At 65.5% G+C, this 14,713-nt stretch carries 2 protein-coding genes; one reads left to right on the forward strand and one right to left on the reverse strand.

The window, feature by feature from the left end; all coding sequences use genetic code 11:
- The first annotated feature begins 15 nt into the window (after positions 1-15).
- The gene (locus CH251_RS03385; RefSeq protein WP_179273618.1) at positions 16-870 is read left to right on the forward strand and encodes a glycosyltransferase family 2 protein; all 855 of its coding nucleotides are present in this window, start codon (positions 16-18) and stop codon (positions 868-870) included.
- On the opposite strand, the gene CH251_RS03390 is transcribed toward CH251_RS03385, so the two are convergent.
- The gene (locus CH251_RS03390) at positions 867-14,591 is read right to left on the reverse strand and encodes a non-ribosomal peptide synthetase (protein ID WP_094611821.1); all 13,725 of its coding nucleotides are present in this window, start codon (positions 14,589-14,591) and stop codon (positions 867-869) included. The two genes, CH251_RS03385 and CH251_RS03390, sit on opposite strands and share 4 nt — an antisense overlap.
- Positions 14,592-14,713: the final 122 nt, after the last annotated feature.

Consider the following 14,713-nt stretch of genomic DNA (forward strand, 5'->3'; position numbering starts at 1 on the left):
AGGAGAGGTCAGCTTGTGCATGATTCCGTAGCCGTTTCGGTCGTGATCCCCGCTCACAACGCCGGCGAACTCCTGGCTGTGCAGTTGTCTGCGCTCGCGCATCAGGACTACGACGGTCGGCTCGAGATCGTCGTAGTCGACAACAATTCGACGGACGGTTCGGTGGACCACCTCGAAATTTCGGATTCAGGTCAGGCGGTACGCATCGTGCGGGCCCACGACGGTGTCGGCCCTGCCTACGCCCGCAATCGAGGGGCAGACGCCGCCCACGGCGAACTGCTGCTGTTCTGTGACGCCGACGATCGAGTCCACCCCGATTGGGTTCGCAAGATGGTCGATTTTCTGCACGATGGCAGGTACGACATCGTGACCTCTGCTGTCGAAGGACGAACCCTCAACCCCGCAGGGCATCGCAAGATCGCCGAGATCGCATCTCCGGAAAACTTTCAATCCTCCAAATTCTTTGCACCGATCGTCGTGGGTTGCAGCTTCGGATGCACCGCTGCGGCATACCGAGATTTGGGTGGGATCGACGAAACCTACCGTGCCAACGAAGAAGTCGAATTCGGATGGCGGGCAGTTCGGTCCGGCTACCGTGTGGGCTACTTGCCCGAGGCACTTGTCGCATACCGGTATCGCGTCGGCTTCCGAGCCGGCTTCCACCAGGGCATGTCTCGCGGAACCAGTTTCGCGCGACTCGCAGATGCGTTCCCCGGCAGTGGGCTACCCGCCCAATCGGCCACTCGCCTATGCCGTGAACTCCTCGGACTCGCTGTCGCGCGCGCGACGCCCGAGGAGCGCGGCTTGCTGACAGGTATCGCCCTCGGCCGCCTGCGCGGCGCGATCACGCACCGCACCCTTCGTCTCTAGTCGACCGTAATCCCCTCGGCGGCTTGCATCGCTGTGTCGAGTGCTCGCCCGACGACCACCAGCGACTCCGCTGAGGTCATGTTCGCGTGGGTAGCGTCGACATCGATGTTCTCGATGGTGCCGCCCACGTACGGCGACCACAGCAGGGCCGCATCGCCTGCGGACGGGTGATCTCGCGCTGCGGAGAAGAACAACAGATCCCCCTCGAGCGCCACCGGCGAATAGCCGTTGATCTTCATCGCGCTCGCCAGAGCGTCCTCGTACAGGTTCGACACCTGCAACTCGTCGAACATGTCCAGTTCGGCCAGCACGAGATCGACAACCTGCCGGCGAGTGGTCTCGCTGCGCAAGTCGGTGAGTTCCCCCGCTCCGCCGATCCCGAGCGCATGCAGGTTGTCCGCGAACTCCTCGGCGAAGACCGTCTCGTCGACAGTCGGGAGACTGTCGAGCATCGCGACCACTCCCACGTCGTGCCCGGATGTTCGGAGCGAAACGCTGATGGCATGGGCGAGCACGCCGCCGAACGACCAACCCAGTAGATGGATCGGACCGGTCGGCTGCACACGAAGGATCTCGCGGGCGTAGAACTCGGCTTGCTCTTCCATGGTTGTCGGCAATGCCGAACCACCGCTCAGTTGCGGAAGCTGCAGGCCGTAGATGGGGCGTCCCGGAGCGGTGGTCTCGGCCAGCGCGGCATAGTTCCAGGCCAGCCCGATCATCGGGTGGATACAGAACAACGCCGGACGGTCACCGCCAGTACGAATGGGCAGGACTGTCGCCAGCGGGTCTGCTGCGTCCGTGGAACCAACAGACTCCTGAATACGGCGCGCCAGCAGCTCGACGGTGGGCTCGGTCAGAATCCACTGCACCGAAACTGCAGCGCCGCAACGTGAACGGATCCGAGCGGCAAGCTTGGCCGCGAGGAGCGAATTGCCACCGAGCTCGAAGAATCTGTCGTCCAGCCCGACTTCGGTCAGTCCGAGCACGTCGGCCACCGAGGCAGCCACCTCTGCTTCGAGATCCGTCGTTGGAGCGCGGAACTCGATCCGGCGCACTTGTGGGTCCGGCAGTGCACGACGATCGAGCTTGCCGTTGACCGTCAACGGCAACGACTCGAGGGCCATCAGGGCGTCGGGAACCATGTACGACGCCAGGCTCTGCGCCACGTGCCCGCGCACGTGATCGAGATCCACCGACCCGTTGTCGGCCACCACGTATCCGACGACCCGGGATCCGAGGTGATCGTCTTCGCGGACGACGGCGACAGCCTGCGCCACACCGGGTGCGGACCGAAGCGCTGCTTCAACCTCGCCGAGCTCGATCCTGAAGCCCCGCAACTGGACTTGCGAGTCCGACCGGCCGACGTAATCGAGGGTGCCCTGCGGCGTCCACTGCGCCAGATCGCCGGTGCGGTACATACGCGCGCCGACGCCCTGGAACGGATTCGCGACGAAGCGTCCGACCGTCAGTCCTGCACGTCCGAGGTACCCGCGCGCGAGCTGCACACCGAAGACGTAGACCTCGCCCACCACTCCGACCGGGACCGGGCGAAGACCCTGATCGAGGACGTACGTTCCGAGGCCGTCGATCGCGGTCCCGATCGGGTGTCGGACGCTCTCGTCGACACCACGGACCTCATGGTGTGTCACGTGCACAGTGGTCTCGGTGATCCCGTACATGTTGCTCAGCAGCGGCGCATCGACTCCGTGCGCATCGAACCATCCGGTGAGCTTGCTCGGATCCAGAGCCTCTCCGCCGAACACGATGTGTCGCAACGCCGTCGGAGACGACGAGGCCCGCTCGGCGTCGACGAACTGGTAGAACGCCGATGGCGTCTGGCTGAGCATCGTCACGCCCTCACGCGCCACGAGCTCGACGAACTCCCGAGGCGACCGGGACGTGGGATGATCCACCACCACGAGAGTGCCGCCGTGCAGCAACGGTCCCCAGATCTCCCACACAGAGAAGTCGAACGCGAACGAGTGGAACATCGTCCACACGTCACTCGGTCCGAAGTCGAATGTCCGATCGGTGTTGCGGAACAGTCGCACGACGTTCTCGTTGGGTATGGCAACGCCTTTGGGCGTGCCGGTGGACCCGGAGGTGTAGATGACGTACGCGAGATCCGCACCACTGCGCGCCGTATCGGGTCGAGTCACCGAAGGCTGCTCGGTCTCGGTCTCGCTCATACCATCCCAAGCGATGACGGGCACACCGAATTCGGCGTACGCCCTCGCGCCGTCACGGTCCGTCAGTACACACGTCGGACGTGCATCCTCGATCATGAAGCGCGCCCGGTCGAGCGGCAGCGACGTGTCGACGGGGAGGTAGCCGGCACCTGACTTCAGTACGGCCAGCAAGCCGACGATCAGCTCGATACCGCGGGGAAGCGCTATGGCAACCAGGGTTTCCCGCCCCGCGCCAGCGGAGAGAAGCCTGCCGACCAGCTTGTCGGCTCGTACGTCGAGCTCGCGGTAGGTCACGCGCTCGTCACCGAAGACCACGGCGATGGCGTCGGGTGCGGCCAGTACCTGCTTCTCGAACAGTGAGATCAGCGATTCGTCCCATGCCTCGGAATCGAGCTCGGCTGCAACGGTTTCCGTCACACCGTTCCAGATCTGCAGCACCTGCGCCCGCTCGGTACCATCGAGAATGTCGATGGAACCGGCTGTGTCGGCACCCTTCGATTCGTCGGCGACGGAGTCCAGCACGCGAGCAAATCTCGTCGTCATCGATTCCGCGGCGTCCGCGTCGACCAGATCTGCCCGGTACTTCAGGGTGAAGGTGATCTCGGCGTCGGCTACGACCACCATGGTCAACGGGTAGTGAGTTGCATCCTTGGTGTCGACACCGAGAACGCTCATCCCGTCGATCGAACTCGCCGCGGACAACCCGGACTTGTCGATCGGGTACGACTCGAACACCACCAGGGTGTCGAACACTGCTGCCGAGCCGACCGTCTGCTGAATGTCGGTCAGACCCACGTAGTGATGATCGAGAAGTTCCGCCTGCGCCCTCTGCGTGCGGTGCACCAGATCCTCGATGCTCGCGTTCGCGTCCTGGGTGAATCGGACCGGAACGGTGTTGATGAACAGACCGACCATCGATTCGATGCCGTCGAGCTCCGCCGGACGACCGGACACCGTGGTTCCGAACACGACATCGTCGCGAGTCAGCAAGCGCGAGAGCAGAATTCCCCATGCCACCTGAACCAGAGTGTTCATCGTGACGCCCAGTTCCGACGCGCGGTCCGACAACCGAGCGGCGTCCACACCTCTGAGAACGATCTTCTTCTCGGCGATCTCGGGAGAGTCGGCATCTGCAGAGCCACGCTGCGAGATCAGCGTCGGATCGTCGAGTCCTGCGAACGCCCCTCGCCACGCGCCCAACGAGTCGTCGATGTCACGCGTGGACAGCCACGCAAGGAAATTGCGGTACGGACGCACCCTCGGCAGAACGGACGTCTCACCGCGGGTTGCGTACAGGACCAGCAGATCCTTCATCAAGATGGGCATCGACCAGCCGTCGAGCAGGATGTGGTGGCTGGTCACGCCGAGCGTCCACAGATCGGCGGCCGTGCGGATCAGCAGGAACCTGATCAACGGCGGCGCGGTCATATCGAATCCGAACGCTTGTTCAGCACTCAGCAGCTGGTCCGCCGTCATCGAATCATGTTCGGCAACAGTGAGATCGATGGTTCGCCACGGCACGCGAACCGACTCTACGACGACCTGTACAGCATTGCCGGTCTCGTCGCGCAGGTATGCGGTGCGTAGGTTGGAATACCGCTCGAGAATCCGATCCGCCGCGACGTGCAGCCTCTCCGCGTCGACGTCGCCGCCCAGGTGCAGCTGGATCTGCGTGGTGTACACGTCGGTCGTGGCCTCGGAGATCGACGCGTGGAACAGCAGTCCGTTCTGCAGCGGCGACAGCGGCCAGATGTCGCGCACCGACGGCAGCTGTGCCTCTATCTGCTCGATGTCGCGCTGAGTCAGCTGCACGAGCGGGAGATCCGACGGCGTCAGACCTCCGGCGCCGTCATGTCGTCCGTGCTCGACGATGGACGTCAGCGCATCTCGCCAGTGCTCGGCCAAAGCGTGAACGTTCGACTCCGACAACAGGGTCGTCGGGAAGCCGAAGTCTGCGGTGAGGCGTCCACCGACGACAACGGCGTTGATGTCGATCGGAGCCATGGCGGGGGCGTCCACGTCGGCCGTCCCGGTCAGGTCACCGAGGTCGCCGGCCGGAATCCAGCCGACTTTCTCCATGCCCTCGGGTATGTCGGCCGCCGACACGCGGCCCAGGTAATTGAAGCTGATCTGCGCGTGCGCCGCCGAGGGCGGTGCGAACGCCGGGTCGCCCATGTACCGCAGCAATCCGTAGCCCAGACCCTTGTCCGGAATCGATCGCAGCTGCTCCTTGACCGACTTCACGACGGCCCCCGCAGCGACGCCACCGGAGAAGGCGTCGCCCACATCGATGGTTTCGAGTTCGAGTCGGACGGGGTAGATGCCGGTGAACCAGCCGACAGTACGGGACAGATCGGCTCCTGGGGCCAGCGACTCCTCGCGCCCGTGACCCTCGAGTCTGATCAGAACCGACGAACACTGCGTGCCCCGCTCTTCACGCCAGCGGGCCACCGCGAGCGAGAGCGCGGCGAGGAGAACATCGTCGACACCGGCGTTGAAGGCAGTGGGGATCGCCGTCGTCACGGCCTCGGTCGTGGCCTCGTCCACCTCGATGTGGACCTTGCGCACCGTCGATGCCAAGTCCACGGCCGGGTCGAAGTCGCGCGGGCCCACCGGCAGTTCGACACGATCGAGAACCGAAGTCCAGTAGGGCAATTCAGCTCGACGAAGGTCGGAACGCGCGTTGTCGGCCAGTGAATGCGCCCACCGCCGGAACGACGTGCCGACCGCGTCGAGTGTCGGCACGGAGCCTGCAGACACCTGCAACCAGGCGGAGATCAGATCGGGAACGATGATGCGCCAGGACACGCCGTCGACGACGAGGTGATGCGCAGCGACGATGAGCCTGCCCGTGTCGTCGGTTCGTTCTCCCGACGGTGAGGTCGGATCGAGCCACGCGAACTCGACGACTCGTCCGGCTGCCGGATCCAGACGACTCAGTGCACCCTCGAGCGCTGTCGCGGCGAGGGCAAGACGATCTTCGTCACCGAGGGCCGGGTCGACGGCAGTACGAGTGACGGCCGTTGCGACATCGACACTGCCCGGCTCGCGCGTGCGCAGCACCCACGCACCCTCGACGTCGCGTTGCAGCACCGCGCGCAACATGTCGTGGCGATCGATCACCGCGGTCAGGGTGGCAACGATCTGGTTCTCGGTGATGCCGGCAGGGAGCTCGAGAGCGAGGTTCTGGGTGAACCGATCGAAGCCACCGGCGCGCTCGACCATGAAGCCGACGGCCGGGGTCAGCGGAATCGTCCCCACTCCCCCGCCGGGCAGTTCCTCGAGCACCTCGGCGGCACCGGATTCCACGATCTCAGCCAGTGCGGCAACGGTTCTGAGCTCGAACACGTCCCGCGGTCCGAAGTTGAGCCCGCGGGCCCGGGCGCGCGAGACCAGCTGGATGGACACGATGCTGTCACCGCCGAGAGCGAAGAACGAGTCGTCCACGCCCACGGTGTCGACACCCAGTACTTCCGCGAACACCTCGCTCAGGGCGCGCTCGGTGTCGGTGGACGGCTCGCGACCCACAGTGGTCTCGAACACCGGCTCCGGCAATGCGTTTCGGTCGAGCTTACCCACCGGGGTCAGCGGCACTTCGTCGACCACAACGACGGCCGAGGGCACCATGTGTGCAGGAAGAGATCTACCGACGTGCTCACGAACGTCAGCGGCGTCGATGTGAGCTCCCGACTGCAAGCGCACGTAGGACACGAGGGCGGTGCCGCCGGAGGCAAGCGTCCGCCCGAGGGTGGCCACGAAGTCGACGCCCGGATAGGTCGCGACGACGGAGTCGATCTCACCGAGCTCGATGCGGAATCCGCGGATCTTGACCTGGAAGTCCGAGCGACCCACGTACTCGATCACGTTGCTGCCGTTGCTCTTTCGCCAGCGTACGACGTCACCTGTTCGGTACATCCGGTCTCCGGCATCGCCGAAAGGATTCGCGACGAAACGCTCGGCTGTCAGGCCGTGCCGCCGGAGATATCCCCGAGAGAGCTGCACACCGGCGAGATAGAGCTCGCCGGTGACGCCGAGCGGAACCGGGCGCAGGCGCGAATCCAGGACGTACGACGCCATGCCCCGGATGGGCCCGCCGATCGACAACAGGTCGCCGGGGCTCAGAGCGTCGCTGATGTTGGTCATGATGGTGGTCTCGGTCGGGCCGTAACCGTTGAAGAACCGCACGTGAGTGGACCAGCGCTGCACCAGCTCCGGCGAGCACTGCTCACCGCCGGCGATCACGACCTCGAGACTGGTCACCGCGTCGGGATCGATCGAGGCCAGAACCGTCGGAGTCAGGAACGTGTGCGTTACCGACTCCCGAGTGATCAGCGCCTCCAGTTCGCCGCCGCCGTACGTGCGAGGAGGCGCGATCACCAGGGTGGACGCGGAGGCAACCGCGAGAAGCAGTTCGAGAACCGACGCGTCGAAACTGGGCGATGCGAAGTGCAGCGCGCGTGATTGCTCGGTCAGCCTGTAGCGCTCACTCTGCTCGGCCGCGAAGTTGGCCAGCCCGCGATGCGTGACCACCACACCCTTGGGCTTTCCGGTGGAGCCGGAGGTGTAGATGACGTACGCGGCGTCGTCGGTCTGCGCACGGCGGATCGAATCAGGCTGCACTACTGGGGTGTTCGGCTGCGCGAGTGTGTCGACGACGATCCAGTCCACCTCGGTCGGCAGTGAGTCGACGACATCCGACGTCGTGAGCCCGATCCGAACGCCGGAGTCACTGAGCATGAAGCGAACTCGATCGTCCGGGTAGTCGGGATCGACGGGCACGAACGCCGCGCCGGACGCCGTCACGGCCCACACCGCGGTCACCGACGAGATGCTCCGGCGGGTGGCGACCGCCACCGTGGTGCCCGGCCCGACACCGCGACCCCGCAGAATCTCCGCGATCGCGGCGGACGTCTCGTCGAGCTCGCGATAGGTCACCTGGTCGCTGCCCTGGGCCAGTGCAGTTCCGTCCGGGTTCGCCGCGACGGCAGCGGCCATCAGATCCGCGAGGGTTCGTGGGGCGACGGTTCCCACCGGCCCGCGCAGCAGATCCTGCACCTCGCTGGGTGCCGACAACTCGATATCGCCCACCACCGTCTCGGGATCGGCCGCAACGGTGGCCAGCACCCGCACGAGCCGCGCCGAGATCTCGTCGACGGTGTCGGCATCGAACAAGTCCGTGGCGTAGGTGATCACGCCTGCCATGCCGTCGGCGGTGCCGTCGGGCCGGGCTTGTTCGGACAGTGTGAACTGCATGTCGAACTTTGCGCTCGTGTCCTCGATGTCGACACCGGCGATCGTCAGATCGGGCAGCGTCAGGGAACTCGTAGCCGGGTTCTGGAACGAGAGCGCAATCTGGAACAGGGGGTGCCGGGACTGCGAACGTTCGGGGTTCAGCTGTTCCACCAGACGCTCGAACGGCACATCGGCATGCGCGAAGGCCTCGAGGTCCGCGTGCCGCACGGTGTTCAGAACGGTCGCGAACTGGCTGCTCGGCTGCACATCGGTCCGCAGAACGAGCGTGTTGACAAACATCCCGACGAGATCGTCGAGGGCGGCGTCTCCGCGGCCTGCGATCGGCGTCCCGATCACGACGTCATCGGTGGCCGCCAGTCGTGCCAACAGCACGGCGAGCGCTGCGTGGACCACCATGAACAGCGTCGAACCACTCTCGCGGGCGACCCGGCCGAGGGAGGCGTGCAGGGACGCGTCGATCTCGAAACGAGCCGTCGCTCCCCTGTTGCTGATCACCGGTGGACGAGGTCGGTCCGTGGGCAGATCCACTCGATCGGGAATTCCGGCCAGCGTCCGAGTCCAGAAGTCCAACTGCTTCGAGAGCACCGACTCCGGGTCGCTCTCCTCTCCCAATACCCGACGCTGCCACAGGGTGTAGTCCGCGTACTGCACGGCCAGATCCGACCAGCTCGGGGCAGCTCCCGCCGTGCGAGCCGAATACGCCACCGCAAGATCCCGCGCGAGCGGTCCCATCGAGAATGCGTCGCCGCTGATGTGGTGCACCACCACGGCCAGTACGTGCTCGCGCTCAGCGAGCCGGTAGAGCCACGCTCTGAGCGGTACCTGGATCGTCACGTCGAACGGCATGCTCATGGCGTCGGCCAGAACCGCGACGAGTTCGTTCGACTCGACGGCAATGGGTGTCAGATCGGGCACCTCGATGCCGTCCGTCACCACCGATTGCCTTGCCCGACCATCGGTTTCGGGATACAGCGTCCGCAACGACTCGTGTCGATGGACGATGTCGTATACCGCGCCCTGCAGCGCAGCCACATCCAGATCACCGGTCAGCGAGATCGCCAACGGCAGATTGTCGGCGGCCGAGGTGGTGTCGAACTGGTTGAGGAACCACATTCGCTGCTGTGCGTACGACAGCGGGATCTCCGCCGGACGCTCGACAGCCTCGAGCTTCGGAACGGCGCGCTCGGACGACAACGCCGAGACCGCCGCGGCGAAGGCGGCGACAGTGGAGGCCTCGAACAGCGCTCGAACCGGAACACGCCATCCGGCGGCGACGCCCACTCGTGCGACGAGACGGGTTGCGATCAGAGAGTTCCCGCCCAGATCGAAGAAATCGTCGTCGAGTCCGACGCGCTCGACACCCAGAACATCGCCGAACGATGCCGCGACGATCTCCTCCACGGGTGTCGACGGTGCGCGGTACTGCCGGGTGTCGATCGACGGGGACGGTAGTGCGCGACGGTCCAACTTGCCGCTCGAGTTCAACGGCAGTTCGCCGAGGACCACGACAGCACTCGGAATCATGTACGCGGGCAACAAGTTCTTGGCGAACTCGGTCACAGATGCACGATCGGGTGCGGCACCGACCGTCGGCACCACGTAGGCCACGAGCTGATCACCGGTGGCCGTCGGCAACACCAGCACGACGGCCTGGTTGACATCGGCAGAGGTGAGCAGCGCAGACTCGATGTCACCGAGTTCGATGCGCTGGCCGCGGAACTTGACCTGGAAATCGCTGCGCCCGATGTAGTCGAGCACGCCGTCGGGTCGACGCCGAACCAGATCGCCGGTCCGATACATCCGGGTGCCGGAACCGCTCACGTCGGCGACGAATCGGTCCGATGTCAGATCCGGACGGGCGACGTAGCCCCGGGCGAGTTGGTCACCGACCAGATAGAGCTCGCCCTGCACACCTGCCGGCACCGGGTGCAGCCGTCGGTCGAGTACCAGTGCGCCGACGTTCCACTCGGCCACACCGATGGGTACCGAGCCGCGCGAATCCGGCTCCGCACGATGATGAGTCACCGATACCGCGGCCTCGGTGGGCCCGTAGAGATTGTGGACGCGGGCAGAGCTGACGCGACCGAAATCGGTCACGGTCTCCGGCGGCAACGCCTCACCGATGACGAAGATGTCACGCAACGTGGCGCATTCGGCGGCGCGTGCGTGCGCAGCGAACACGGTGAGCATCGACGGTACGAAGTCCGTGAGTGTCACCCCGTGCCGGGCAATCGAGGACGAGATGTACTCGGGATCGCGATGCCCGTCCGGCGTCGCGAGAACGATGCGGCCCCCGGTACGCAGCGGCAGGAAGAAGCCCCACACCGACACGTCGAAGGTGGTTGCGGTCTTTTGGAAATAGACGTCGGTGTCCGCCACGTCGTACTGTGCCGTCATCCACGCCAGCTGGTTCTCGACCGCGCGGTGGGACACCGCGACGCCCTTGGGGTTTCCGGTCGAGCCGGAGGTGAAGATGACATAGGCGGGACTGGCCGTGTGCAGCGGGCGCAACTCGTTCGCGCGCAGAGGAGAACCGTCGAGCGCCGGGGCGAGGGTGTCGATCGCAATGGACTCCGGCACCGTCTCGTGCCTGCGGGTCTCGTCGGGTTCTATGTCGGCGGCGCTGGTGAGCAGACACAACGGAGCAGCCGTGCCGAGGATATGGGCTCTGCGTTCGCTCGGGAGATCAGGATCGATCGGCACGTAGGCGCCGCCTGCTCGAACCACGGCGTAGATCGCCACCAGCAGGTCGATCGAGCGCCTGATGGACACGGCGACGAGCACCTCGGGGCCGACACCGCGCGAGATCAGGTGCCGCGCAAGCGCATTGACTCGGTGGTCGAACTCCGCGTAGGTCAGCGTGACGTCCTCGAACGTCACCGCCGGCGCATCGGGAGTCGCGGATACCTGCCGCACGAAGGCGTCCAGGATCGACCGGTCCGGCACCGATACTGCGTCGACAGCAGCGTGTTCGGTGGACAGTGCCCGCTCGGCGGCGTCGAGCAGATCCACATCGCCGACCGGAAGTGTCGGCGCATCGACGAGTCGCGCGAGCAGCAGGACGAAGCGGTCGGCGATTCCGCGTACCGTCGCCTCGTCGAACAGATCTGCCGCATAGGTGAACGTGCCCGCGAGAGCGTGCTCCTCGGTACCGGCGGCGCGGTCCTCCAGGACCAGTTGCAGGTCGAACTTCGCGACCACCTCACCGAAGTCCAGTGGGGAGACCGTCAGATCGGGCAGCTCGAGTGTGCCTGTTGCCTGGTTCTGGAAGAACAGAGCGACCTGGAACAGCGGGTGCCGGTCGCCGGAGCGAATGGGGTCGAGCACCTCCACCAGACGCTCGAACGGGAGGTCGGCGTGCGCGAACGCCTGAAGATCGGCTTCGCGAACCTGGGAAAGCAGGTCCGAGAACGTGCGGGACGCATCGACGGCGGTACGCAGAACGAGAGTGTTGACGAACATTCCGATCACGTCGTCGAGCGCCTGCTCACCTCGACCGGCGATCGGCGATCCGACGACGACGTCCGTGGAATCGGACAGGCGGGCGAGCAGCACGGCGAAGGCCGTGTGTACCACCATGAACGGCGTGGCCCCGTGCTCGCGGGCCAGACGCCCGATCGCCGCAGTCGACGCCGCGTCGATGTCGAATCCGAGTACCCGACCGACTCCGGACGGATCGAGTGGGCGGCTACGGTCGGTCGGCAGGTCGAGCTGATCCGGCAACCCCTCGAGGTTGTCCTTCCAGAACGAAATCTGCTGATGCGCAACGGACTCGGGATCATCATCGGATCCGAGCACCTCGTGCTGCCACAGCGCGTAATCGGCATACTGCACTGCCAGTGGTTCCCAGCCGGGTGCATTCCCCGCGCTGCGAGCGGCGTAGGCGGTCATGATGTCTCGCACCATCGGCGCAACGGACGAGCCGTCGGCGGTGATGTGGTGGGCCACCAGCACGAAGACGTAGTGGTCGGTGCCCAGACGTAACAGGTGCAACCGCACCGGGACCTGCTGGGTCACATCGAAACCCGCGAAAGCCAGCTCTTGGACCCGACGCGCGACCGCATCGGCCTCGATCGATTCGATCTCGAGCGTGACTCCGCTCTCGACTGCGTCCCGCACCATCTGATACCCGGTCCCGTCGACCTCGGGGTAGTACGTCCGCAGAGATTCGTGACGATCGACGACATCGTCGATCGCGGAGGACAGCGCCGGGACGTCGAGAATTCCGCGCAGTTCGATGGCGGCCGGGATATTGTTCGCTCCCGACGCGGTGTCGAAGCGGTTGAGGAACCACATCCGCCGCTGAGCCAACGACAGTGGGATCTGCTCGGGGCGCTCCCTCTTCGCCAGCACCGGTTGTGGTCGGCTCGCGGCGTAGTCGCCATCGGACGGGGCATTCTCCATGCGGGCGGCGAGGGATTGCACCGTCGAGAACTCGAAAACGGTGCGTGCCGGCACTCGGGTTCCGGTCGCAGCGCCCAGACGTGCGGCCAGTTGCGTTGCGATCAGGGAGTTTCCACCGAGCTCGAAGAAGTCGTCGTCGGCACCGACTCGGTCCATTCCGAGCAGCTCGCCGAATATCTGCGCGACGGCGATTTCGAGGGGCGTCGACGGGGAGCGGAACTCTGCCGCGGCGAAGACCGGAGCGGGCAACGCGGCCCGATCCAGCTTGCCGACGGGCGTCAGAGGGATCGAGTCGAGTGCGATGATCATCGACGGAACCATGTGTCGCGGAAGATGTTGTGCCGCAATCGTGAGCAATGCTTGCTCGTCGAATTCTTCTGACCCCGAAGGCAACACGTACGACACCAGGGCGGTGGCTCCCGAAGGTGTCTCTCGGCCGACCGTCACGGCGAATTCGACGTTGTCGTCGGCCGCCAGAACGGCGTCGATCTCACCGAGTTCGACGCGGAAGCCGCGAATCTTGACCTGAAAGTCGTTGCGGCCGATGTATTCGACCACTCGCTCGCCCTCGACCACCCGCCAGCGCACGACATCTCCGGTGCGGTACATCCGCGCACCGTCCTCGCCGAACGGACAGGCGAGGAAGCGATCCGAGGTCAGTCCACGTCGCTGGTGATAGCCGCGGGCAAGTCCCGGTCCGGCCAGGTACAGCTCTCCTGCCACCCCGTCGGGAGCTGGTTTGAGGGATGCGTCGAGCACATACGCGCTGACGCCGCGGATGGGCCCGCCGATGGTCACGCGCTCGTTCTCGGCGATCGGTCCGCCGATGTTGGTCATGATCGTGGTTTCGGTGGGCCCGTACCCGTTGAAGAAGCGGCGGCCCGGTGCCCATCGGTTCGCCAGCTCGGGCGGGCAGGCCTCGCCGCCGACGACGACGGTCTGCAAAGTGTTCGTGTCGGCCGGATTCACCGACGCCAGTGCTGCTGGGGTGATGAAGGCGTGGCTCACGTTCTGAGCGCGGATGAGCGCAGCAAGATCGTTTCCGCCGAGGATCTTCGGAGAGGCGACGACCATCGTCGAACCCCGACCGATGCTCATCAGAAGTTCGAGTACGGACGCGTCGAAACTCGGTGATGCGAAGTGCAGCACTCGCGACTGCTCGGTGAGCGAGTAGCGATCGATCTGCTCCTCGCAGAAGTTGCTCAGTCCGGCGTGGGTGACGACGACGCCCTTCGGCAGACCGGTCGATCCGGAGGTGTAGATCATGTATGCCGGGTGTGTCGGCTCCAGAGCTCGCACCCGATCCTCCGCGGTGAGAGGCTCGCCGGACAGTTCATCGAGACGCCGAGTCATGTCGCTGTCGTCGATGACCAGCCATTCGACCTCCACGGGCAGGTCCTCGCTCACCGCGCCGACGGACAACCCCAGCAGCACGCCGGAGTCGGACACCATGTGCCGTACCCGGTCGGCCGGGTAGGTCGGATCGATCGGCACGAATGCTGCGCCGGTCTTGGCCACCGCCCACAGCGCCATGACGGACAGATCGGAGCGCGGAATCGACAACGCGACGAAGTCCTCGGGACCGACGCCACGCGCGATCAGTACGCGGGCGAGCGCGGACGATCGAGCGTCGAGCTCGGCGTAGGTCCAGGTTCGGCTGTCGAACACGAGGGCATCCGAGTCGGGTCCGAGTTCGACCGCCGAGGCCAGCAGCTGAGGCAGGAGTGGGGTACGCGGGCGTCGACGGCGTACCGGACGCTCACGTCGTGCCGGCCGCTCTCTTGTTCGCAATTCCCGGCCCCGCTCTCGCGAACCGTCCTGCACCGGGTTACCGCCGCCGGTCGTTCCTGCTGTCCCCGACGTCTCGGTACCCATGTGCTGTCGTGCTCCTCACATTCGAACGGCATCGGCCGTCCACCACTCACCCGATCCAGCCCCGGCGGACTATTGGTGTCCGACGGTACGCATCCCTCGAGATATCGGGTACTTCGCCGGAT

The sequence above is a fragment of the Rhodococcus sp. 06-462-5 genome (assembly GCF_002258315.1).
In the GTDB taxonomy this organism is placed as follows: Bacteria; Actinomycetota; Actinomycetes; order Mycobacteriales; family Mycobacteriaceae; genus Rhodococcoides.

Coding starts and splice junctions, on each gene's coding strand:
- CH251_RS03390 (WP_094611821.1), bottom strand. CDS start 14,591: ATGGGTACCGAGACGTCGGGGACAGCAGGAACGACCGGCGGCGGTAAC.